Genomic DNA, 21,935 nt, shown 5'->3' on the forward strand with positions numbered 1-21,935 from the left:
AACCGGCAGTATCACCAAACACAAGGAGGAGTCACAATGCGCAAACAGATGATTACCATTTTATGTGTGGGCATCATGGTGATGTTCGCGGCGGGTTCGGCCTTCGCGGGCGAAGCGGGCAAGTGGGGCGTGGGCCTTCGGCTCGGCTATTCGGGCTACGCGGGCGACACCTTTAACGACAGTGGCGTTGACATAGACTTCGATCCGGACGGCGCTGCGTTTTACGGCGCGAACCTGACCTATTTCTTGAGCAACGACTGGGCACTTGAAGGCGCGCTGGAATACTGCACCACCCAGATTGACGCCAAGGCGGCGGGCTGGACCGATGACATCGGCGACCTGACTCAGATCCCCCTTCTTCTCACCCTCCGCTATCAGCCCACCGTGGGCGCGTGGATGCCCTACGTTGGCGCGGGCGTGGGCTACTACTTAAACAGCTTTGATTCCTCCGACCCGGCGGACGACTCCGATTTTGAAGACAGCTTCGGGTTCCTTCTGAATCTTGGCGCCGACTACATGGTAAACGCCAATAACTGCCTGGGCCTGGACCTTCGCTACACCTTCAACAGCGCGGAAGTCGAGGATGAGCCCGATTCTCCGGACTTCGAATTGAACGCTTTCCAGGCAGGCCTTACCTGGAAATACCTGTTCTAGGAAGCCTGTAAAAACAGCGTGTTGATGAACCGGGGGGAGGCCTTAAGGTCTCCCCCCGCTTTATTGGGGTGCGGGAAAGCCATGCGGTCAGCCATGCCGATATTTTCAATGGATGGCCGGGGAAGGACAAGGATAATAATTTTCCTTGGCATTTCACATGTTGCCTGTTAAAAAAGTTATGGAAAAATATTCAACACTGTGTTATCGTACCTACAAATAATGACAATCAAAAGGGATTCGGCCATGCTCACCCGCCTGTTTCACGCCGCGATATTCGGAGCTCTTGGTGCGGCCCTGACTTACATCGTCCTTCATTACGTGCTGGGCCAGGACCCCATCAATTACAACATCATCTGGTCGGTAGCCGGCGGAATGGCGGTGGTGGGCCTTATTTTCGGATACGAGGCGGCAGACGCCTTCAAGGGCCTGATAAAGCTGCGCTGAAACAAGGGTTTCATTCTTTTGTCCCGACTGTTTTTTTGCTTCAGCACTCCCGGTTTCCCGAACATCCTCCCAATTAAAATTTTTCCGCGTGTTTTAGCCTTTTCACGCCTTCCTGCCCCTTGCCTGAAAACCGGCAATCCCATCGATTTACATGCAAACGCCCGATGTGTTAGACTGCCCCGAAAAGGCGGTTCAACACGAATCCACCACAGGCTCGATGGGGAGGGGCTATGGACCCTGTTTCGGTTCTGGATCATCCCGATGTCTCACGGGTGCTTTTCCACCCCAGAAAGCAAAGCCCGGCCCTGCCGCCCGAAGGCGCCCGCGATCTGATCTTTACGGCATACGACGGGACGCCTCTGGGCGGACGTTTATTCGAGGCCGCCGGGACCCATGCCCCCACCATCCTCTTTTTCCACGGGAACGGCGAAATCGCGGAGGACTACGACGACATCGCCTCCCTGTTCAACGACAGCGGCATCAATCTTATAGTGGCCGATTACCGGGGCTACGGCGCAAGCCGGGGAATCCCCACGGTTTCCGACATGTTGCGGGACGCCCACGCGATTTTCGGCGAGCTTCAAAGGCTTCTGGCGAAAGAGAACCGCAACCCCGAATTATGGATAATGGGCCGGTCTCTTGGAAGCGCATCGGCCCTTGAAATCGCATCCAACTGCGAAAACGGCGTGGCCGGACTCATAATCGAAAGCGGATTTTCACGCACCGCGCCGCTCTTGCGCGTGCTCGGTTTAAACGCCGCCCGCCTCGGAATGGCAGATGAGGCCGATCCCCTTGACCACACCGGAAAGATCGCCCGGTTCGGAAAGCGAACCCTTATCATTCACTCGGAATACGACGAAATTATCTCCCTTGCCCAGGGCGAGGAGCTTTACGAGGCATCGAAGGCCGCCCGCAAGCGCTTTTTCCTGGTAAGGGGCGCGGGCCACAACGACATCTTCTTTGCCGACCCCGCCGGATACATGGAGGCTGTAAGAGAAATCATCGCGGGGCCTTAGGCCGCCCCGAAAAAACCCGCTGAAAGGAATTTTCATGCTAAGGGAACGGCCCTCCTCCTTTTCCACAGCCGAAGACATAATGAACACGGTTTCCGGCCTTTTTTCCGCAAGGGTGCTGCTTACGGCCCACGAGCTTGGGGTGTTCGAGGTTCTGGATCGCGGCCCACAGAGCCCGGCCAAGGTGGCCATGGCCATAGGATCGGACCCGCGCGCCACGGATCGCCTTCTAAACGCCCTTGTGGCCCTTGGACTCATCGAAAAAAAAGACGGTCTTTTGACCAACGGCCCCATAGCGTCAATGCACCTGGTGCCGGAAAAGCCCGGTTTCCTGGCCGGGCTCTCCCATACCGCCCACTTGTGGGAATCCTGGAGCACCCTCACACAGGCAGTCAAAACCGGGAAATGCATGGAGCGCCCGGCGGTCAACGACGCGGGTTCCGCCTGGCTGTCGTCCTTCATCGCCGCCATGCACTGGCGGGCCGTGCGCCAAGCCCCAAGGGTGGTTCCCCTGGTGGATGTCCCGGAAAACGGCAGGGTGCTGGACGTGGGCGGCGGAAGCGGGGCATACTCCGCCGAATTCGCCAGAAGGGGCAAAAACGTCAGGGCCGTGGTCTTCGATCTTCCCAACGTGCTTCCGCTCACACGCTCCTACCTGGAGCGGGAAGGGGTCTCGCACCTGGTGGACACGGTCCCCGGCGATTATCTCACGGACAATTTCCCCGCTGGTTTCGACGTGGTTTTCCTCTCCGCCATAATCCACTCAAACCCGCCCGAAGCCAACGTCAGGCTCTTCGAGCGCTGCGCCGCAGCCCTGGCTCCGGGCGGAGTTCTGGTAGTGCAGGATTTCATCATGGAGCCAAGCCGAACCGCTCCCATTTTCGGGGCCTTCTTCGCCCTCAACATGCTGGTGGGGACTTGCGGCGGCGACACCTTCACCGAAAACGAGGTGGCGGAATGGATGAGGGAGGCGGGCCTTGACCCCGGCGCCTTATCGGACACCGGCGTCGGAACCGGGCTCATGATTGGGAAAAAGCCCGCAGAATGACGCTTTGGGCTTCCGGGTTTCCTGGAATTTGAAGTTGACAAGCTTGATCCGAAGCGCGATTGTCCAAGAGGCTTAAAGACAATTCCCGCCCCTTCGCCGGGCTTTTCATTTACGGAAAAAAGGAGAACGCCATGATACCTTCAAAAACCTCGATGGAAACCCTTGCGGCCCTCCGGGACCCAAGCCTTTTCCAGTGGTACGTGATCCCGCTTTTCGCCTTCGTGGTCTACGTTTACGCGGTGGAGGTGGAAAGGAAGAACTGGAGCCTGGTGCTGGCGGGCCTTGCCTACTGGGGCATGGATTGGTTCAACGAGATCGTGAACGGGCTCTATTTCCACTATAACGGTTTCGCGCCCTTCTGGGGGGTTGCCAAGCCCTCGGCCTACATAATCCTGATCGGGCTCAACATAGAAATCTGCTTCATGTTCGCCATAGCGGGCATCACCTTCTGCAAGATGCTTCCAACGGATAAGTCCCTTAAAATCCTGGGCCTTCCCAACCGGGTGTTCATGGCCATTTTCGGCGCGGCCTTCTGCACCTTCGTGGAAATACTTCTGAACATGGCGGACGCCCTGATCTGGGAACATCCCTTCTGGAGCGCGGGCTCGCCCCTGCCCATCTTCCTTTTCGGCTACCTCACCTTCTTTATCGTGAGCTTCTGGGTTCACGACATGAAGAAAATGAAAAGCAAGGTCATCACAGTCTCCACCATCTTCGCGGTGGACATAGCGGCCCTGGTGCTTTTCGCGGGCGTCTACAAGTGGATATAGCGGTTTCAGAGCGGGTGGTTCTGCTTCACGGGCTTATGCGGCGGGCCGGATCAATGAAAATCCTGGCCCGCCGGCTTGAAGCGGAGGGGTTTGAGACGGAATTGGTGGGCTACCCTTCCAGGTCCCGCTCCATAGAGGCTCTTGCCGACATCACGGCTCAAAAAATCCGCAGCCTTGACCCTCACGATGGGGGGCGTATCCATTTCGTCACCCACTCTTTGGGCGGCATTCTTGCACGGGTTATGCTTCAAAAAGGCGGCTGGCCAAACCTTGGCAGGGTGGTGATGCTTGCCCCGCCCAACGGCGGAAGCGAACTTGCGGACCTTCTCATCAGAACGCCCCTTCTTTGGCGCATTTACGGCCAGCCCGTGCGGGAACTGGGCACAGGCCCGGAAAGCCTGCCTAATAACCTTCCCAAGCCCGATTATGAAGTGGGGGTCATCGCCGGAAACCGGAGCCCGAATCCCTTGTTTTCGCTCTTCATCAAAGGCCCGGACGACGGCAAGGTAGGCGTGGCCAAAGCCCGCCTCGACGGCATGAAGGATTTTATCGTCATCCGCCGCACCCACTCCTTTATAATGAACTCCCCCGAAGCCGCCCGCCAGACCGTTCATTTCCTTCGGCACGGGCGATTTGAAAAAATGATCTGAAAAGTAGGTCTGAAAAGTATCCAGAAAAAAGCGCTGAAAGCCTTTTTAAAGCCTGGATAAAAACGATAAAGCGCTAAGGTTGGCGAGAAGCAAATGAGCAAGCGTACCCACCCAAGAAATCGCAGAGTTCTTGGGCTAAATCAGGATGTTCGTACGTGGCGGAATTGGCTTTGACGCCTGACACCGCGATTCGCGTTTTTAGACGGGCGCTAGCCTGGTGAAGCCCCCAAACGCCTGCCCATCCAGCTCATCAGCCCCCCCGCCGCCACAAGCTCCTGCATGAAAGGCGGTATGGCCGTGGCCGTGTAGGTCCTGCCGGTTGCGGTGTCGGTGATTTTTCCAGCCGAAAGGTCAACGGAAAGCGTTGCGCCTTCGGGAATATCGTCCGTGTCCGGGCATTCCAGGATGGTGAGCCCCATGTTGAAGGCGTTGCGGTAGAATATCCTGGCGTAGCTTTTGGCTATCACGCAGGCAACCCCTGCTGCCTTTATACTTATGGGGGCGTGCTCACGGCTGGACCCGCACCCGAAGTTCTTTCCCGCCACGATGAAATCCCCCGGCTTCACGTTTTTGGCGAAGGCCGGGTCGGCGTCCTCCATGCAGTGGGCCGCAAGATGCGCCGGGTCGCTTTGATTGAGATACCGCGCGGGTATTATGAGGTCCGTGTCAACGTCGTCGCCGAAGCGGAAAACCCTGCCGGTTAATTCCATCAGATTGTCTCCTGTATCTTTAGGGACTTTGCCGCCCCGATAACATCATATCAATTAAGACGGGCGCTACAACTCGCCAGGATGAGCGACTCTCCCCAAAACCGCCGAAGCCGCCGCAACCGCCGGATTCGTAAGATAGACTTCGCTTTCCTGGTGGCCCATGCGGCCCACGAAGTTGCGGTTGGTGGTGGCCACGGCCCTCTCGCCCTTGGCGAGGATTCCCATGTGCCCGCCAAGGCAGGGGCCGCAGGTGGGGGGCGATATGACGGCCCCGGCGTCCAGGAATATGGTGAAAAGCCCCTCTTCCATTGCCTTGCGGTAAATCCAGGGCGTGGCGGGAATCACGATGAGGCGGACGTTTTTGTCGGCCTTCCTGCCTTTCAGAACAGAGGCGGCCATGCGCATGTCCTCGATGCGCCCGTTGGTGCACGAGCCTATCACGACCTGATGGATGGGCACGTTTCCGGCCTCGCTTACGGGCCGGGTGTTTTCGGGAAGGTGCGGAAAGGCCACCTGGGGCTCGATTTTACTCACGTCGTAAACCACGGTTTTCGCGTAAACCGCGTCCGGGTCGCTGGCGTAGAAGGTCCAGGGGCGAAGCGCACGGCCCGTTACATACTCCTCGGTGACCTTATCGGGCGCGATCATGCCGCACTTTGCGCCCGCTTCAATGGCCATGTTGCTCATGGTGAGGCGCTGGGACATGGAAAGCCCCTCGATGACCGGCCCGGTGAACTCCATGGCCTGATAGAGCGCGCCGTCAACGCCGATGTCGCCTATCGTATAAAGGATGAGGTCCTTTCCCTCAACCCAGGGGTTCAGTTTTCCCTCGTAAACAAATTTGATGCTTTCGGGAACCCTCAGCCACACCTCGCCGGTTGCCATGGCAAAGGCCAGGTCGGTTGAGCCGACGCCCGTCGCAAATGCCCCCATGGCCCCGTAGGTGCAGGTGTGGCTGTCAGCGCCTATCACCACATCGCCGGGAACCACGAGGCCCTTTTCGGGCAGAAGTGCGTGTTCCACCCCGCTTTCGCCGCCCTCGTACCAGTGGGTGAGGTTCTGCCGGGTGGCGAAATCGCGCACCTTCTGGACCTGCATGGCGCTTGCGATGTCCTTGGTGGGGCAGAAATGATCGGGGACCAGGATCACCCTGTCCTTGTCGAATACCTTTTTCGCGCCCGCCTTCTCGAACTCGTTTATGGCTATGGGCGCGGTTATGTCGTTTCCAAGGGCAATATCCACCTTGGCCATCACAAGCTCGCCGGGTGATACGCTTTCGCGGCCCGCGTGGGCCGCCAGAATTTTTTCGGTTATGGTCATCGGCATTGGTTTTAGGCTCCTTAAAAAATCAAACCCTTGAAAATGATGAATCCTGATTTTCAGGGGGCGAAGGTTTTTATCAACAGGAGCTTTATTTAATTTCATTTTTCATTGGGGGTAGTTGCCCAATTCCGTCATTCCGGCGGAGGCCGGAATCCAGTTTTTAACCGTTTGCCGCCTTTTACTGGACCCCGGCTTCCGCCGGGGTGACGGGGGCTACCTTTTCATAAAATGGAACTAAACATTGCGCCCAGTAATATTATGACGGGCAATTTACCGAAAGGCATCCTTCAATGGCCTCACGGAGATTTAAAAGAAGCTCGAAAAAGGTGTCCCCCTGGGTGGCGCAGCCGGGAATTGAAGGCACTTCGGCCCAATATCCGCCTTCTTCGGCCTCGTGAACAATGACCTTGAGCTTCATGTCAAAACTCCCTTGAAAGTGAAAAATCCGCTTTCCGGCCCCTGCGCCGTCTTCCCCGCTCCAAAAAAAAATCCGTTACCGAAGCGCCGGTAACGGATTTTTTGAATTTCTTCAAGTGCTCCGTTATCCGGCGTCCTCGGGGCAGGGAAGTGCGCCCATGTCGATAAGGAGGAGGAGAAAAATGCCGGGCTCGGACTTGTGCATGAAAATCGCTCCGCTTGTTTTAAACCAGTATAAATTCCTATCAGCGCTCGAACTGTCGTGTCAAGGTTTTTGTTGCGCCTCGAAATTCTAGTTTGCGCCGCGAAAAACAAACATGGGCCGCGCCCCTCACCGGAACGCGGCCCATTTCTTCATCAAAGATAAGGGCATTCGCCCTTACTTCATTTCCTGGTACTCGGCATCCACCACGTCGTCGTCCGAGCCGCCGGACTGCTGGCTTCCCCCCTGGGAGGGGTCTTCGGGGCCGCCCTGGTCCGGTCCGGGCCCGGCCTGCTGGGAGGCCTTCGCGTACATGGCCTCGGCCAGCTTGTGGGAAGCCTGGGTAAGCTCGTCGGTGAGCCGGCGGATTTCCGCCGCGTCATCGCTCGATTCCAGGGCCTTCTTGAGTCTCTCCACGGCCTCAGTGACGCTCTGCTTGGTGGCCTCGTCAACCTTGTCGCCCATCTCCTTCAGGGTCTTTTCGGTCTGGTAGGCAAGGGCGTCGGCGTGGTTGCGGGCATCCACGAGGTCGCGCTTTTTCCTGTCGTCCTCGGCGTGCATCTCGGCGTCCTTCACCATCTGGTTGATCTCTTCCTTGGAAAGGCCGGAAGACGCCGTGATCTTGATGCTCTGCTCCTTGCCCGTGCCAAGGTCCTTCGCACCCACCGACACTATGCCGTTGGCGTCGATGTCAAAGGTGACCTCAACCTGGGGCACGCCGCGCGGGGCCGGGGGAATTCCCATCAGCTCGAAGCGGCCAAGGGTCTTGTTGTCGGAAGACATCTCGCGCTCGCCCTGGAGCACGTGGATGGAGACCGCTGGCTGGTTGTCTGCGGCGGTGGAGAAGACCTGGCTCTTTTTCACCGGGATGGTGGTGTTCTTGTCGATGAGCCTTGTCATGACGCCGCCTAAGGTCTCGATGCCAAGGGAAAGCGGGGTGACGTCCAGCAAAAGCACGTCCTTCACGTCGCCCTTCAAGACCCCGGCCTGGATTGCCGCGCCAACCGCCACCACTTCATCAGGATTCACGCCCCTGTGGGGCTCCTTGCCGAAAATCTTGGCCACCCTGGCCTGGACCGCTGGCATACGGGTCATGCCGCCAACCAGTATCACCTCGTCGATCTGGGCGGGCGAGAGCTTGGCGTCGTTCAAAGCCATGCGGCAGGGGCCTTCCAGCTTGTCCAGAAGCTGGCCCACCAGGGCCTCCAGCTTGGAGCGTCCGAGCCTGATGTTCAAATGCTTGGGGCCGGATGCGTCCGCCGTGATGAAGGGGAGGTTGACCTCCGTCTCCATGCTGGTGGAAAGCTCCATCTTGGCCTTTTCCGCCGCTTCCTTGAGCCGCTGCAGGGCCATCTTGTCGCCGCGAAGGTCGATGCCCTGGTCCTTCTTGAACTCGTCGGCAAGGTAATCGATGATCCGAAGATCGAAATCCTCGCCGCCCAGGTGGGTGTCGCCGTTGGTGGATTTCACCTCGAACACGCCCTCGGCGATTTCCAGAATCGAGATGTCGAAGGTGCCGCCGCCAAGGTCGAAGACCGCGACCTTCTCTTCCTTCTTCTTGTCCAGGCCATAGGCCAGGGCAGCCGCCGTGGGCTCGTTGACTATGCGAAGGACGTTCAAGCCCGCGATTTTCCCCGCGTCCTTGGTGGCCTGGCGCTGGGAGTCGTCGAAATAGGCGGGAACCGTGATGACGGCGTCGGTGACGGGCTCGCCCAGGTAATCCTCGGCGGCCTTTTTCATGTAGCTCAAAATAAAGGAGGAAATCTCCTGGGGGCTGTACTTGTTGCCCTGGAGTTCCACCCAGGCGTCGGCGTTGTCGGCCCGGACCACCTTGTATGGAAGGATGTTCAAGTCATCCTGGACAATCTTGGAATCGAACTTGCGGCCAATGAGCCTTTTTACCGCGAACACGGTGTTGCTGGGGTTGGTGATTGCCTGGCGCTTGGCGATCTGGCCCACGAGGCGCTCGCCGGAGGCGGAAATGGCCACGATGGAAGGGGTGGTGCGCCCGCCTTCCGGGTTGGTGAGGACCTTGGGGTCTCCGCCCTCCATTATTGCCACGCAGGAATTGGTGGTTCCAAGGTCTATGCCCACTACCTTTTTCATTGTCTTACTCCTTTCCCCTTGGGGAACATTGCGTTGGGTTATTGATCTTGCGTATTTATCTGAAACCCGGTCGGTCTTAATCCGCCGGGTCGTTTACGGCTTCTTCGCATTGCCTGGCCTCCGCCGTCGCGGCTGACACCGCTACCAGTGCGGGCCGTAGCAGCCTGTCTTTCAGCATGTATCCCTTCTGAAGCTCCTTCACCACGGTGTTGGGCGGGTGCTGGCCGCTCTCGTCCATCATGAGCGCCTGATGGCGGCAGGGGTCGAACTCGCTTCCGAAAGCCTCCACCGGGGTCGCGCCGTAGCGCTCCAGCACCTTCAATATCTCCTTCCGCGTAAGGCCCACGCCCTCGGCCAGGGTGGCCGCTGTGGCGTCCGAGCTTTCAAGGGCCCTTTCCAGGTTGTCGATTACCGGCAGGAGGTCCTTTAAAAGGCTTTCGTTGGCGTACTTGCGGAAGTCCTCAGCTTCGCGGGCCGAGCGCTTTTTATAGTTCTCGAACTCTGCGGAAACCCGAAGGAACCTGTCGTAGTTGGCCTTGGCCTCCTCTTCCAGCCGGGTTATGGTTTCCGCCGGGTCGGCGATTTCCGCGCCTTCCGCGATCTCGTCTTCCGGCTGCTGCACGGCGTTCAGCACTGTTTTCACTTGACCACCCTTAGATGACGCCTTGTCCATTCTCCAATCCTCATGACCCATCCCAGGGCCGGAAGCCGGTATTCATATTCTTTCGTGGCTATGAACTATTTTCAGCTTATCAGTAAAATGGATAGAGGGCTTTCACCCTGGGAGCGCGGGCGTCCCGCCCGCATTGGACGGCAAAAGCGGGCGGGACGCCCGCGCTCCCAGGAAAAACCGCCTTGCTGAAAATGGTTCATAGCCACCTATACTTTTATCGGATGCGAACCCAAAGCAGCGCCGCCACGGTTGAAGGAAGGGCGCAACCTCCGAAACTTGATCGGCCCGGCGGTGCGTTTTATCCCCAAACCATGCGTTGCGCCGCCGATTAAGTCCGCGCCGAACGGGGTTACGAGGAGAAGATAAGACGCGAGCCCCCTGTGTCAAGAATTCCGGCGATTTTTACGGCTCTTTGCCATTTGATTCAACCTTTTGAATTTGCACTCCGATTTCGGAAAGGGGCCCCCGTCCGCCGGAAGCCTGAAAATTCCCTGAAAGGCCCGTTTTCGGGCTTGCCGCCCTTGCTCCGTCCACCACCCGCTTGACTTCCAGTTTCGCGTGCAGTAGAATGGAATATTTTTTCGGGCCAGACGCCGGGGCGCGACGTGGCCAAGCCGCTTGACCGGTGGGCCGCCGATTGCTATCATTGATTCAAAACCGAGTTTTCGGGGGATTCAATGACCAGCTTTACCGCACGATATTTCAAGACGGAATCCGGCTACATGGGCCAGCTAATGGAGTGGCCCGAAGTGGTTACGGACGGCGATGACCTGGAGGAATGCCGTTTGATGCTCCGGGATGCCCTGGAGCAGATGATTCTGGCTTACCGCAAGCTGGGAAAAGAGATTCCCGCCGGACGCGCACTCAGATGCGGCGTGGCATAACCATCAGTGATGTTTGGGGATGAGGCAGAGCCTTAAAATTTTGAGGTAGCCAAATCGTAGGTTGGGCCAAGCCAAGCGCGGCCCAACAAATTGTTGTCATCCGATTTCAGTGCAACAGAAATAAGGAATGAAATCTATTTGTTGGGCTTCGTTCCTCAGCCCTATCTGCGAGATTACCCAGCTACGGATTTACTACTGCACACGGCAGAACAATCGAATAAGGTAGGAGAGGGTATGCCAGGAAGCCCTGATATCTCCAAAGGCGAGGATTTTATTCGCACATACGATTTGCTTGATCACCTGATAGCAGATGTAAATAGAGCGTTTGAAATACTTGAGAGCGACAAATCTTCTCAGTATCTGCGTAGGTGCGTTGCGCGAACTGTCTTTGCATTCGTAGAAGGGTTAATTCAGATTGTTAAATTCGAGATTAATACCGACATAAGAATGGAGGGATACAGCATCGATCTGTCACATAATGAAAAGGAAGTTTTAAGTGAACAAAAGATAGTAAATGGAAAATCAATATTTATTCAAATACCAGTCGATAAAAATTTTAAGAAAACATTCCAGCTTGCAGCTAAGTTATGGAATTTAAATGATTACATACTCCATACAGACGGTGACGATTATCAAAATTTTTTGCAAGCAAAAAAGGCCCGAAACCGTCTTACCCACCCGCGTAATTACTATGACCTCCAAGTCACAGATTATGATATGCATTGCTACGCAGCTACATTCTTTTGGTCTAAGCGTGCATTTGAAACGCTTTTTAAAAAAAAGATAGAAAGCATTGCTGCGGATTTGCCAAAAGAGATCCGCGACAAATTTCTTTCTAGGAAATCTGACAACAGCTCAGAGAGATAGGCACTAAGTCCCCCTGAAATGTACCGCCGACAAGGCTTCTGATCTGACTTGTCCGTTGTCTACTTGAAACCATCCACAACCACAATATATTGTTCTCCGCTAATCTTTTTAATCATTACTATCTGCAACTTTTGCGCCCCCGCCGCAAGTGAGAAAGGCCCAAGGTTTTACGTATCCTTTCAATGGCAGGCGGCGCAAAGATTCCCCATCAAAAACCGCCGTTTTCGGCGGCTTTGTGCCTGACCGGTAATTTGTCCGTGAATTTGCTCTTGAAAAATGGCGGGCGACGGGGTAAGAATAAGAAGTTTGTGGCGAAAAGAGGACTTAAAGCCCCCTTTGCCGATGCGGACTTCCCTATGGAGGCCCCGCAGGCCGGCCGCCGCGCAACGGACGGTCTCGAACCTCGTCAGGTCCGGAAGGAAGCAGCGATAAGGGATGCGGTACGTGTCGCGGATCGTTCCCGGTCATGCGGGGTCTTTATAGGGAAGACCCCAGGCCTTGCGGGCCGAAAACCGGATGCGCCAGGCGGGATTTATTCCCCTTCAACCGGCCCGGTTCAGACCTTACAACCCAATTTCCCCCGGAAAAAATGAAGCCTCTCCCAGGCGGTACGCCAGAAGCCTTTCCCCGTCAGAATCCCTGTGCCATCCCCTTGTTTTTCAATAAGCCCGCTGGCCTTGGGGCCGGAAAGGCCCCCCGCGTCTTGTTGCCCACAAGCGCAAAGGCCGTCATCCTGCTGGCCCTTCTCTGCCTTGCCGGGCTTTTTTCGCCCGACAGGGGCCACGCCCTCACCGAGGATGAAAAAAACACCATCGCGGTCTACCAATCCTCCACAAGGGGGGTGGTGAACATAACCAGCACCGTGGTGGGCTACGATTTCTTCCGGGGGGCCTATCCCCGCGAGGGCGCTGGCAGCGGCATAGTGCTGGACCACGAGGGCTACATTTTAACCAACAACCACGTGATAAAAAACGCCCGGTCGCTGGAAGTCACCCTCTGGGACAAAAGCTCCTGGAAGGGCCAGCTGGTGGGCGCATACCCCGAATACGACCTTGCGGTGATCCGCATAAAGGCCCCGAAGGCCAAGCTCTTTCCCATTCCCCTTGGTTCTTCCGAAGACCTTTCGGTGGGCCAGAAGGTCCTGGCCATAGGAAACCCCTTCGGCCTTGGCATGACCTTAACCACCGGCATCATAAGCTCTTTGGGCCGGTCCATGCACGAGGGCGGGGGGATTGAGACGGATGATCTGATCCAGACCGACGCGGCCATAAACCCCGGAAATTCCGGCGGCCCGCTTCTCGACTCGTCGGGAAAGCTCATCGGAATCAACACCGCCATAATCTCGCCTTCGGGCGGCTCGGTGGGCATAGGCTTCGCGGTCCCGGTGGACGCGGCCAAGCGAATAATCCCCGAAATCATCGCCAAGGGCCGGGTGAGGTACCCCTATATCGGCTTGAAGGTCTTTCCCCTTGTTCCGGGCCTTCCCGAATTTCTCGATATCCCGGTGGACAGCGGTGTTCTGGTGATCGAAATCGCGCCTAAAGGCCCTGCTGCAAAGGGGGGGATAAAGGGGCCGGACAGGAAGGTCAGAATCGGCAACGCCATGCTACCGGTGGGAGGGGACGTCATCACCGCCATAAACGGCAGGCCCATACCCGGAACGGATTCCTTCGTGCGCGAGCTTCGCAAGTTCCGCCCCGGAGACAGGGTGATCTTAAAGGTCTTCCGGGACGGCAGGTATAGAAACGTCACCATAACCTTAGGCGAGCGGACGGGCGGGTAACGACCACATGAGTACAGCCGGACTCCTGATTCTGCTTTTCGGCCTCATCGTCTGCTCCGCCTTTTTCTCGTCGGCGGAGGCGGCCTTCATATCGCTTTCCGCCATCAGGGTCCAGCACCTGTGCGAAACCGGAAACAAGCGGATGCTCCTGGTGCGCACCCTGCGGGAAAACCGCGAACGCCTCATGATAACCCTTCTGATCGGCAACAACCTGGTCAATACCGCAGCGGCCTCGGTGGCGACGTCAATGGCCTTCAAGCTCCTTGGTTCCGACGCCAAGGGAATGAGCGTGGCCGTGGGCCTCACAACCTTCATCATCCTGGTTTTCGGTGAGATCACCCCCAAAAACCTCGCCCTGGCCCACAGCGAGGCCATAGCCTCGGCCTACGCCCCTTTGATACGCTTTCTGGAGTTCGTTTTTTTGCCGGTGATCTGGATTCTGGAAGTCATAAACAAATTCATCACAAGAAGCTCCGCAAAGAAAAACCTGCTCATAATAACTGAAGATGAAATAAAAACGGTCGTCAACATGGGCGAGGAGGTGGGAGAGGTGGAGGCCGGGGAGGCCAAGATGATCCACAACATCTTCCGGTTTTCCGAGCTTTCCGTAAGCGAGATAATGACCGACAGGACGCAGATTTTTTCCCTCAAGGCCGACAGGACCATGAGGGAGGCCGCAGGCGAAGCGGCCCAGTGCGGCTACTCCCGGATTCCGGTGTACGAGATAAACCGCGACCACATGATCGGCATTCTCCACGTGAAGGAGATACTGGCCGCCCTTCTGGCCGAGAAGGACGAGGCCCTGGTCAAGGAATGGGTGAAGCCGGTGATGTTCGTTCCCGAAACCATGCAGGTGGACGACCTTCTGCGCGAGTTCCAGCAGGACCGCATCCACATGGCGCTGGTTGTGGACGAACACGGCGGGGTATCCGGCCTCGTCACCATCGAGGATCTTCTTGAAGAAATAGTGGGTGAAATACGGGACGAGACGGACCTTGAACCCGACCGGATCAGGATGATCGGCCAAAACAAGGCGCTGGTGGCCGGGGACACCGAAATCGAGGAGGTCAACCGGGTTCTTGACCTGGGCCTCAAGGAGGACGAGGACTACGAAACAATATCGGGCTTCGTGCTGACCCACCTTCGCCACATCCCCGAGCCCGGAGAAGAGGTCAGGCTCGAGGACGCCATAATCAGGATCACCAAGGCGGATCCGCAACGGATAATCGAAGTGGAGGTGGAAAGCCTGGGCAAAGCGTCCGAAACCGTACCGGGAAGCCAGCCCGAAGAAGCCCCCGCAGTCGGCGACGGGGAGGACTCCTCCGACTGATCCCCCCCTTTTTGCCCCTGCCCCCACAATCCGCCTGCGACCGAAAAAGCCCGGCCAATCCCCCCCTTTTTCCACCTTTTTATAATTTATAATATTATCAAATAGTTAAAATTTCAGTTCTCCTGTTACCATCCCCTGACCCAAATCCGGCTTCCCCTCCAAAATCCAGGCCCTTCAAGGCTTTCTGGACCCCAGGCCCTTCTACGGGTCTTTCCATGTATTTTCCTGCAAGCAAAAGGCGCAAGATGCCCGATTTTCCTTGGTTCCAGGGGCCTTCAAGGGCAAACCCCGCATTATTGTTAGTCCTGTAATCATTGAAAATAAAGATTGACACCACCCCATCTTAGGGGTAATAATCCACGAAAAGGACCACTTTGGGGGGATTAGGAGATTATGGCAGCGGGAATCGCCACAAAATTCCTGCAAACCGTTCATCTGGCCTGTGACGACCAGGGCCGGATAACCCTCCCCTCGCATATTCGCAACGCCATGGCAGCCCTCGAAACAAACTCAATCGTGGTGGGCAAGGACCACGACCTGTTCCTGAGAGGCTACAACGAACCGGCCTTCAACCGCATCATGGACAAGGTCAACGAGTCCCGGTACAGCCGCTCTGATTCCGTTTCCGAAGAAGAAGCCCATGAGGCCGAGGAAATAGCCCGTTTCGGGTACGCCCAGTTCGCCATGTGCCAGCCCGACAAGCAGGGAAGAATCAACATTCCCTCCTACATAAGGGAGGAGGTTAAAATTTTTGCAGGCACCAAGATCACCATTTTAGGCCAGGGCGACCACATAGAAATATGGCCCATGGCCACGTACCTGGAAAAGAAACAGGCTTTCGATCAGAAAGTCAGCGCCGGCAAGGTCAATTTCAGAAAATTCCATGAAAACCTCAACAAATGACCGATGCGGCCATACATGTGCCGGTGCTCCTTGCAGAGTGCCTGGAGTTTCTGGCCCCGAAACCGGGAGGGGTCTATGTGGACGCCACCTTCGGGGCCGGAGGGCATTCCGGTGCGATTCTTTCGAGAATCTGCCCCGGAGGCACCCTGATCGGAATAGACAGGGACCAGGAGGTCCTGGCCATAGGGGCTCCGGGCCTGCCGCCATGCGATGCCCAAGTTCATCTATTCTGCGCCAATTACAGCGAATTGCCAAGAATTTTATTTGAGCTTGGAATTTTCAAAGTAAACGGAATTCTTTGCGATCTGGGTATCTCGTCATACCAGCTGGAGCACAGCGGCAGGGGCTTTTCCTTCATGCGGGACGAACCCTTGAGCATGTCCATGGACTCGTCCTCGCCGGGCCTTACCGCAGAAGAGATTGTGAACACGGCCCCCGAAGATGAGCTGGCCTTCATTTTCAGGGAACTGGGCGAGGAGCCGCACAGCAGGGCCGTTGCCCGCGCCATAGTGAAGGAGCGGAAAACGGGCCGGATCGTTTCCAGCCTTCAACTGGCCAACCTGATACACCGGGTCAAAAGGCCCTTTATACATAAATACGAACGTATACATTTGGCCACACAGTGCTTTCAGGCCCTGCGCATGGCCGTGAACGACGAATTGGGGCATCTGGCGAAATTTTTGGAGGTTTTTCCCGATCACCTGCTTCCGGGGGGACGCATGGCGGCCATCGCATTTCATTCCCTTGAAGGACGCATGGTCAAGAACCGTTTCCGGGACCTCGCAAAGGGCTGCACCTGCCCGACCGACCTTCCCTGCACCTGCGGCCTGGTTCCGAGGGGCCGACTGGTCACCCGAAAGGCCGTGAAGCCGTCGGACGAGGAAACGGCCCGAAATCCCAGGGCAAGAAGCGCCAAGCTCAGGGTTTACGAGTCATTTTGACACCTTCGCCCGCATTTTTCGCGGGCCAGATCCGATTTTGCAGAAAAAGGATGGCCGTTACGTCTTTTGTTCGGAACAGGACAAAAGGCGGCGGCTGCGCATTTCGGGAAAAAAACATCCAATTTACCTGGCTTTTTAACGTTTCCCAGGCAGGCGGCCATGGCCTCGATATCTGAAAACCGAACCTTCAAACTGGCTTCCTACCTGGTGCTGATAACAGTCCTGGTGTGCGAGCTTTTCGTATCGGTGTGGACCGAGAGCCGGTGCGTGGCAATTGGCCGCGACATTCTCAAGGCCAAGAGGACCGGCGAGGAAATCAAGAGACGGAAAAAGAGTTTCGAGGCCGAACTGGGATATCTCAAGTCCCCCCACCGGATTCTGGCCATAGGCCAGGAAAAAATGGGGCTTGGCGTGCCTACCCTGAACAATGTCGTGGTGGTGCCTGATGGAAATGAAAAATAGCAACGCGAAACGCTTCAGGGCCAGAACCCACGTGGTGGTGGCTCTGTTCACGTGTCTTTTCCTGCTGGTAATCGGCAGGGCCGCCCATCTTGCGGTAATCGACCGGCCCTTTCTGGCCAACAAGGCATTGAGCCAGTATTCCCGGAAACTGGTGACCCAGGCCATGCGCGGGGCTGTGAAGGACCGGATGCAGCAGGACATGGCCGTGACCCTCGAACTTCTGTCCGTGGCGGTTGACCCCAAGGTCATAACCGACAAGGCGGCGGCGGCGAAACTCCTCGCCTCGGCCCTCAACCTGCCCGAATCCTACATTCAAAAAAGGCTGGCCGCCAAGAGCCAGTTCGTCCGCATGGCCCGCTTCGTGGAGCCTGCCCTGGTGGACGAGATAAAGGCCCAGGCCAAGGAAGCGAAAATCAAGGGGATACTTTTCGAGCCCGACCCCAGGCGCTTTTATCCGGGCAAGACCCTTGCCGCTCAGGTTTTGGGCTACTGCGGGGCCAACGGGCAGGGCCTGGAAGGCGTGGAGCGATTTTTCAACGATGACCTGTCCGGGCGCGGCACCTCGCTTTCAGTGAAGGTGGACGCCTCCCGCCGCAGCTTTCTCACGTCCAGCCTGCCGAACCTGGACCACAGCGGCCACAACGTAATCCTGACCATTGACCGCACCATACAGGCCGTGGCGGAGGTCGAGATAGCAAAGGCCGTGGAGATAAACGAGGCCATCAGCGGAACGGTGATAGTGGTCAGGCCCCAGACAGGAGAAATCCTGGCTCTGGCCCAGGCTCCTCTAATTAATTCAAATAGTTATGGCGATCACGACGCCGGGCTCCGCAGACTGCGGGCAGTAACCGACACTTATGAACCGGGCTCCACGCTGAAGATATTCACGGCTTCGGCTGCGCTGGAATCCGGCCTTGTCACCCCGGATACCGTCTTTTTCTGCGAGAACGGAAACTACCGGGTGGGACGGCACACCATCCACGACACCCATCATTACGGCAACCTGACCCTGGCGGAAATCGTGAAGGTTTCATCCAACATCGGGGCCTTGAAGGTGGGAGCCCTGATCGGGAAAAAGAGGCTTCACGACTCGCTCAGAAGTTTCGGATTCGGCAGCCGCACCGGCATCGATTTCGGCGGCGAGGTCGGCGGCTACATGGCTCCGTTCCAGTACTGGCGCGACATCCACGCTGGCACCATCGCGTTCGGGCAGGGCATAAGCGTCACGGCCATGCAGGTGGTTGCCGGAACCTGCGCCATAGCCAACGGCGGAACCCTCATGAAGCCCTATCTCGTGTCGGCGGTTACCGATTCCGAGGGCCGGGTCATCAAGAGCTTCGGGCCGCGCGCGGTAAGACGGGCCATGTCCGAGGACACCGCCCGAAAGGTGCGGGAGATGATGGCCCTGGTGACCAGAGAAGGCGGCACGGGAACAATGGCCAAGATGGTGGGGTACTCGGTATGCGGAAAAACCGGTACTGCCCAGAAAGTGGAGAACAAGGTATACGCCAAGGGCAAGTACATAGCCTCCTTCGTGGGCTTCGTGCCCAAGGACAAGCCGGCCATCGCAATGATAGTGATCCTGGACGAACCCAGGGGAAGGCAGTACTACGGCGGCCTGGTTTCCGCACCGGTTTTCAAGGCCGTGGCCGAGCGCGCCCTGCCCCACTTCAACGTGCCGCCGGAAATCCTTCCGGAGACCGTTGTTGACGAAACCGCAGCCGTTGACGAAGCGGCCTGCTCAGACCCCCTGCCGAGCATTTCCTGGCAGGATGACGGCTCCGAAGGAAGCGCTGATACTTTTTGAGAATGATCGGCCAACCCCATGAAATCTGAAAACCTGATAAACGACCTTCACGGGGACGAGGCAGCCAACCCGGTAATCATTTCCGGCCAGCTGCCCAAAGACGCCGAAATCAGCGGGATTCACTACTCATCGGCAAGCGTCAGGCCCGGCGGGATATTCGTCGCCATCAAGGGAACGAAATCCGACGGCCACGATTACATAAAGGACGCCATCTCGCGCGGGGCCGTGGCCGTGGTGGCCGAGCGCAGCGTGGACACGGGCGGCGTCCCCCTGATCATAGTGCGGGATTCCAGAAGGGCCCTGGCCCGCCTTGCAACGACATTTCACGGTAACCCATCGGAATCGCTCACGATAATCGTGGCGACGGGCACCAATGGCAAGTCGACCGTTTCCTATTTCATAGAAAGCGTGCTTATTGCTGCGGGCTTTTCGGTGGGGGTTATCGGCACCGTCAATTACCGTTACGCTGGCAAGGCGGTCCCAAGCCCCATGACCACCCCGGACGCAGCCGATCTGCAGGCGCTTCTGGCCGAGATGCGCGACGGCGGCGTGACCCACGTGGTGATGGAGGTCTCCTCCCACGCCCTGGTCCAGGGCCGGACGCTTTTCTGCTCCATCGACGTGGCAGTGTTCACTAACCTGAGCCAGGACCACCTGGACTACCACAAGGACATGGAAACTTATTTCGGGGCCAAGGGCATTCTCTTCACAGAGTATCCCTCCAAAAACGGCAATAAGACCCTGATTTCGGTGGTCAACGGCGACGACCCATACGGCCTGCGCCTGTGCGGCGCAATCAGGACCCCGCTTCTGAGGGCGGGACTGGCCAGGGAAGCCGACATAAGGGGCGCAAACGTGGTGGCCGACGATTCGGGCATCCGGGGGGACATCGAAACCCCCGCCGGGACGGTTAAGGTGAACTCCACACTGGTCGGGATGCACAACTATTACAACGCCATGTCTGCGACTGGGGTGGGATGCGCCCTGGGCCTCGCCCCGTCGGTGATCTCGGAGGGAATCGCGGCCCTCACCCTGGTGCCGGGCCGCCTGGAGAGGGTGGAAAACGAGCTGGGACGCCATGTGTTTATCGATTACGCCCACACTCCCGATGCCCTGGAAAAGGTGCTCACCTCCCTGAACGGCATAAAAACCGGGCGGATCATAACCGTCATGGGCTGCGGCGGAGACAGGGACCGGGCCAAGCGGCCCCTCATGGGGGCGGTGGCGGCTCTTTTGTCCGATCTTCTTGTGATTACCAGTGACAACCCCAGAACCGAGGACCCGGAAGCCATCATCGCCCAGATAATTCCCGGTGCCAGCCTCCATAAGAAGGAGCTTCCGGGCGGCGCCTTTTCCGAAACCGGCTTTCTTGTGGAGCCGGACAGGCGCCGCGCCATAGCCCTCGCCATAAGGGCAACGAGGCCCGGAGACACGGTCCTGGTGGCAGGAAAGGGTCATGAGGACTATATGATCATCGGAACCCAAAAGCGCCATTTCGACGACCGCCAGGAAGCGGCAAGGGCGCTTGCGGACCTGGGCGGAGGAAATTGATGGCCATGTGGACAAAAGCCGAAATTCTTGCCGCCATCGAGGGCAGGGTGATCAAGGAAGGGCCGGTTTCGGAATTCACCGGAATCTGCCTGGATTCGCGCCTGGTCAGGCCCGGCGACATCTTCATCCCCATAGTGGGTGAGCGCCACGACGCCCACGCCTTCATCGCCGAAGTGGCCGCAAAGGGCGCGTCCCTGATAATCGTCGAGGAAAAACGCACTGGCGCCCTTCCCGAAGGGGTCACCATCATTGCGGTCCCGGACACGACCCTTGCGCTTGGCAGGCTTGCGGCCCATCACAGGCGGAAGATGGCGGCCAGAATACTGTGTCTTACAGGTACAAATGGCAAGACCACTACAAAGGAAATGCTTTTCCTCATTTTCTCGGCGGTTTTCGCCACCCTTAAAACCAAGGGCAATTTCAACAACCACATTGGCCTTCCCCTGACTCTCCTGGAGCTTCGCCCGGAGCACGCATGGGCCCTGGTGGAGGCGGGGATGAACCATCCGGGCGAGATCGCCTATCTTACGGGAATCGCAAAGCCCGACATCGGCCTTGTGAACAACGTGGGACCCGGCCACCTGGAAGGCGTGGGCAGCGTGGAGGGTGTGGCCCTGGCCAAAAAGGAGCTCATCGACGGGATGGAGTCCGGCATCGCCGTCTTAAACGCCGACGATCCCTGGGTTTCCGCCATGGCCAAGGGTTTTCGCGGAAGGGTTATCTTCTTCGGCCTGGGTGAAAAAGCGGACGTGCGGGCCACGGACCTTGCGCTCACCGAAGAAGGCCAGACCTTCACCCTCAGGTTTCCCGAAAGCTCCGTTTCCGTGAGACTGAAGGCCTTCGGACGCCACATGGTGGAAAACGCCGCCGCCGCAGCAGCAGCCGGGTATGCGGCTGGAATCGACCCCAAGATTATCGCCGAAGCCCTGGGGAGATTTGAACCGGTGGCTGGAAGGCTCGCTCCCAAACCCCTCGAAAGCGGCGTGTACCTGCTTGATGACACCTATAACGCGAACCCAAGCAGCATGGCGGCAGCCCTTGAAACCCTGGTCTCCATCAAAAAGGATGGCCGGGCCGTGGCGATTTTGGGCGACATGTTCGAGCTTGGGGCCGATTCACGAAAAGAGCACGAGAAGCTGGGTCGGCTGGTCGCAAGGCTTGGGATCGACCTGGTTTTCGTGGCCGGTGAAAACGCCCGCCACGTGGTTGCTGGCGCGGTGGGTGCCGGGATGGATGAGAAGAGAATCATGGCCTCGGACCGGGAGGGCATAAGCGCCGCTGCGGGCAGGGCTTTAAGGCCCGGAGACCGGGTTCTCGTGAAGGGCTCGCGGGGCATGGCCATGGAAAAGGTTCTCGAGTATCTGGCGCAGGCTGATTCTGCCCGCTGAAAAAGCCGG

22 protein-coding genes and 1 other RNA gene are annotated in these 21,935 nt (G+C 57.6%); 17 read left to right on the forward strand and 6 right to left on the reverse strand.

What is annotated here, in order from left to right; genetic code table 11:
* Positions 1-36: 36 nt before the first annotated feature.
* The 6 genes from HZB23_01225 to HZB23_01250 all read left to right on the forward strand — a co-directional run bounded on the left by HZB23_01225 (position 37) and on the right by HZB23_01250 (position 4,579).
* Positions 37-654 (forward strand): OmpW family protein, encoded by a 618-nt coding sequence (locus HZB23_01225; protein ID MBI5843271.1) that lies wholly within the window; start codon positions 37-39, stop codon positions 652-654.
* Between the two features lie 219 nt (positions 655-873).
* Positions 874-1,098: a hypothetical protein gene (locus HZB23_01230; GenBank protein ID MBI5843272.1), complete on the forward strand. Its 225-nt coding sequence runs from the start codon at positions 874-876 to the stop codon at positions 1,096-1,098.
* Between the two features lie 230 nt (positions 1,099-1,328).
* Positions 1,329-2,114, forward strand: a complete 786-nt coding sequence (locus tag HZB23_01235) for an alpha/beta fold hydrolase (GenBank protein MBI5843273.1) — start codon at positions 1,329-1,331, stop codon at positions 2,112-2,114.
* Between the two features lie 34 nt (positions 2,115-2,148).
* Positions 2,149-3,159, forward strand: a complete 1,011-nt coding sequence (locus tag HZB23_01240) for a methyltransferase domain-containing protein (GenBank protein ID MBI5843274.1) — start codon at positions 2,149-2,151, stop codon at positions 3,157-3,159.
* A 131-nt stretch (positions 3,160-3,290) separates the two neighbouring features.
* Positions 3,291-3,929: a hypothetical protein gene (locus tag HZB23_01245; GenBank protein MBI5843275.1), complete on the forward strand. Its 639-nt coding sequence runs from the start codon at positions 3,291-3,293 to the stop codon at positions 3,927-3,929.
* Entirely contained in the window at positions 3,920-4,579 is a 660-nt protein-coding gene (locus HZB23_01250; protein MBI5843276.1) for an alpha/beta fold hydrolase, read from the forward strand. The genes HZB23_01245 and HZB23_01250 overlap by 10 nt, the downstream gene beginning before the upstream one ends.
* A gap of 209 nt (positions 4,580-4,788) precedes the next feature.
* Here HZB23_01250 and HZB23_01255 read toward each other — a convergent pair whose 3' ends face one another.
* The 5 genes from HZB23_01255 to grpE form a co-directional block, all read right to left on the reverse strand.
* The gene (locus HZB23_01255; GenBank protein ID MBI5843277.1) at positions 4,789-5,289 is read right to left on the reverse strand and encodes a 3-isopropylmalate dehydratase small subunit; all 501 of its coding nucleotides are present in this window, start codon (positions 5,287-5,289) and stop codon (positions 4,789-4,791) included.
* Positions 5,290-5,355: 66 nt separating this feature from the next.
* Positions 5,356-6,615 carry a 3-isopropylmalate dehydratase large subunit gene (leuC, locus tag HZB23_01260; GenBank protein ID MBI5843278.1) on the reverse strand — a complete coding sequence of 420 codons (1,260 nt, stop codon included), beginning with the start codon at positions 6,613-6,615 and terminating at the stop codon, positions 5,356-5,358.
* Positions 6,616-6,868: 253 nt separating this feature from the next.
* Entirely contained in the window at positions 6,869-7,030 is a 162-nt protein-coding gene (locus HZB23_01265; GenBank protein ID MBI5843279.1) for a type II toxin-antitoxin system HicB family antitoxin, read from the reverse strand.
* 378 nt (positions 7,031-7,408) lie between these two features.
* On the reverse strand, positions 7,409-9,337 hold the full coding sequence (dnaK, locus tag HZB23_01270; GenBank protein MBI5843280.1) for a molecular chaperone DnaK: 1,929 nt from the start codon (positions 9,335-9,337) through the stop codon (positions 7,409-7,411).
* A 76-nt stretch (positions 9,338-9,413) separates the two neighbouring features.
* Positions 9,414-9,980: a nucleotide exchange factor GrpE gene (gene grpE, locus HZB23_01275; GenBank protein ID MBI5843281.1), complete on the reverse strand. Its 567-nt coding sequence runs from the start codon at positions 9,978-9,980 to the stop codon at positions 9,414-9,416.
* 707 nt (positions 9,981-10,687) lie between these two features.
* Between grpE and HZB23_01280 the strand changes: the two genes are divergently transcribed.
* The 5 genes from HZB23_01280 to HZB23_01300 all read left to right on the forward strand — a co-directional run bounded on the left by HZB23_01280 (position 10,688) and on the right by HZB23_01300 (position 14,874).
* Positions 10,688-10,894 (forward strand): type II toxin-antitoxin system HicB family antitoxin, encoded by a 207-nt coding sequence (locus HZB23_01280; GenBank protein ID MBI5843282.1) that lies wholly within the window; start codon positions 10,688-10,690, stop codon positions 10,892-10,894.
* 234 nt (positions 10,895-11,128) lie between these two features.
* Positions 11,129-11,761, forward strand: a complete 633-nt coding sequence (locus HZB23_01285) for a hypothetical protein (protein ID MBI5843283.1) — start codon at positions 11,129-11,131, stop codon at positions 11,759-11,761.
* Between the two features lie 370 nt (positions 11,762-12,131).
* An RNA gene (ffs, locus tag HZB23_01290) (signal recognition particle sRNA small type) lies at positions 12,132-12,230 on the forward strand.
* 183 nt (positions 12,231-12,413) lie between these two features.
* Positions 12,414-13,544: a trypsin-like peptidase domain-containing protein gene (locus HZB23_01295; protein MBI5843284.1), complete on the forward strand. Its 1,131-nt coding sequence runs from the start codon at positions 12,414-12,416 to the stop codon at positions 13,542-13,544.
* Between the two features lie 7 nt (positions 13,545-13,551).
* Positions 13,552-14,874 carry an HlyC/CorC family transporter gene (locus HZB23_01300; GenBank protein MBI5843285.1) on the forward strand — a complete coding sequence of 441 codons (1,323 nt, stop codon included), beginning with the start codon at positions 13,552-13,554 and terminating at the stop codon, positions 14,872-14,874.
* A 97-nt stretch (positions 14,875-14,971) separates the two neighbouring features.
* Here the strand turns inward: HZB23_01300 and HZB23_01305 are convergent, their stop codons facing one another.
* Positions 14,972-15,208, reverse strand: a complete 237-nt coding sequence (locus tag HZB23_01305; protein MBI5843286.1) for a hypothetical protein — start codon at positions 15,206-15,208, stop codon at positions 14,972-14,974.
* Positions 15,209-15,267: 59 nt separating this feature from the next.
* On the opposite strand from HZB23_01305, the gene HZB23_01310 reads away from it, so the two are divergent.
* From HZB23_01310 to HZB23_01335, 6 genes are all read left to right on the forward strand, one after another.
* On the forward strand, positions 15,268-15,777 hold the full coding sequence (locus HZB23_01310; GenBank protein MBI5843287.1) for a hypothetical protein: 510 nt from the start codon (positions 15,268-15,270) through the stop codon (positions 15,775-15,777).
* Entirely contained in the window at positions 15,774-16,718 is a 945-nt protein-coding gene (gene rsmH / locus HZB23_01315) for a 16S rRNA (cytosine(1402)-N(4))-methyltransferase RsmH (protein ID MBI5843288.1), read from the forward strand. The genes HZB23_01310 and rsmH overlap by 4 nt, the downstream gene beginning before the upstream one ends.
* A 159-nt stretch (positions 16,719-16,877) precedes the next feature.
* The gene (locus HZB23_01320; GenBank protein MBI5843289.1) at positions 16,878-17,180 is read left to right on the forward strand and encodes a hypothetical protein; all 303 of its coding nucleotides are present in this window, start codon (positions 16,878-16,880) and stop codon (positions 17,178-17,180) included.
* A complete protein-coding gene (locus HZB23_01325) occupies positions 17,164-18,987 on the forward strand; it encodes a penicillin-binding protein 2 (GenBank protein ID MBI5843290.1) in 1,824 nt (607 codons plus the stop codon). Before HZB23_01320 ends, HZB23_01325 begins: the two co-directional genes overlap by 17 nt.
* An 18-nt stretch (positions 18,988-19,005) precedes the next feature.
* Positions 19,006-20,538 (forward strand): UDP-N-acetylmuramoyl-L-alanyl-D-glutamate--2,6-diaminopimelate ligase, encoded by a 1,533-nt coding sequence (locus HZB23_01330; GenBank protein MBI5843291.1) that lies wholly within the window; start codon positions 19,006-19,008, stop codon positions 20,536-20,538.
* Entirely contained in the window at positions 20,538-21,926 is a 1,389-nt protein-coding gene (locus HZB23_01335) for a UDP-N-acetylmuramoyl-tripeptide--D-alanyl-D-alanine ligase (protein ID MBI5843292.1), read from the forward strand. Before HZB23_01330 ends, HZB23_01335 begins: the two co-directional genes overlap by 1 nt.
* Positions 21,927-21,935: the final 9 nt, after the last annotated feature.

The sequence above is a fragment of the Deltaproteobacteria bacterium genome, assembly GCA_016235345.1.
Lineage (GTDB): Bacteria > Desulfobacterota > Desulfobacteria > Desulfobacterales > Desulfatibacillaceae > JACRLG01.

Excerpts from the sequence above, each read along its gene's own strand:
- HZB23_01265 (MBI5843279.1), bottom strand. The coding sequence starts at position 7,030 with ATGAAGCTCAAGGTCATTGTTCACGAGGCCGAAGAAGGCGGATATTGG.
- rsmH (MBI5843288.1), top strand. The coding sequence starts at position 15,774 with ATGACCGATGCGGCCATACATGTGCCGGTGCTCCTTGCAGAGTGCCTG.
- HZB23_01325 (MBI5843290.1), top strand. The coding sequence starts at position 17,164 with ATGGAAATGAAAAATAGCAACGCGAAACGCTTCAGGGCCAGAACCCAC.
- HZB23_01310 (MBI5843287.1), top strand. The coding sequence starts at position 15,268 with ATGGCAGCGGGAATCGCCACAAAATTCCTGCAAACCGTTCATCTGGCC.
- HZB23_01300 (MBI5843285.1), top strand. The coding sequence starts at position 13,552 with ATGAGTACAGCCGGACTCCTGATTCTGCTTTTCGGCCTCATCGTCTGC.
- HZB23_01330 (MBI5843291.1), top strand. The coding sequence starts at position 19,006 with ATGAAATCTGAAAACCTGATAAACGACCTTCACGGGGACGAGGCAGCC.
- HZB23_01280 (MBI5843282.1), top strand. The coding sequence starts at position 10,688 with ATGACCAGCTTTACCGCACGATATTTCAAGACGGAATCCGGCTACATG.
- HZB23_01225 (MBI5843271.1), top strand. The coding sequence starts at position 37 with ATGCGCAAACAGATGATTACCATTTTATGTGTGGGCATCATGGTGATG.
- HZB23_01255 (MBI5843277.1), bottom strand. The coding sequence starts at position 5,289 with ATGGAATTAACCGGCAGGGTTTTCCGCTTCGGCGACGACGTTGACACG.
- dnaK (MBI5843280.1), bottom strand. The coding sequence starts at position 9,337 with ATGAAAAAGGTAGTGGGCATAGACCTTGGAACCACCAATTCCTGCGTG.
- HZB23_01235 (MBI5843273.1), top strand. The coding sequence starts at position 1,329 with ATGGACCCTGTTTCGGTTCTGGATCATCCCGATGTCTCACGGGTGCTT.
- HZB23_01320 (MBI5843289.1), top strand. The coding sequence starts at position 16,878 with ATGGCCTCGATATCTGAAAACCGAACCTTCAAACTGGCTTCCTACCTG.
- HZB23_01285 (MBI5843283.1), top strand. The coding sequence starts at position 11,129 with ATGCCAGGAAGCCCTGATATCTCCAAAGGCGAGGATTTTATTCGCACA.
- leuC (MBI5843278.1), bottom strand. The coding sequence starts at position 6,615 with ATGCCGATGACCATAACCGAAAAAATTCTGGCGGCCCACGCGGGCCGC.
- HZB23_01245 (MBI5843275.1), top strand. The coding sequence starts at position 3,291 with ATGATACCTTCAAAAACCTCGATGGAAACCCTTGCGGCCCTCCGGGAC.
- HZB23_01230 (MBI5843272.1), top strand. The coding sequence starts at position 874 with ATGACAATCAAAAGGGATTCGGCCATGCTCACCCGCCTGTTTCACGCC.
- HZB23_01240 (MBI5843274.1), top strand. The coding sequence starts at position 2,149 with ATGCTAAGGGAACGGCCCTCCTCCTTTTCCACAGCCGAAGACATAATG.
- HZB23_01335 (MBI5843292.1), top strand. The coding sequence starts at position 20,538 with ATGGCCATGTGGACAAAAGCCGAAATTCTTGCCGCCATCGAGGGCAGG.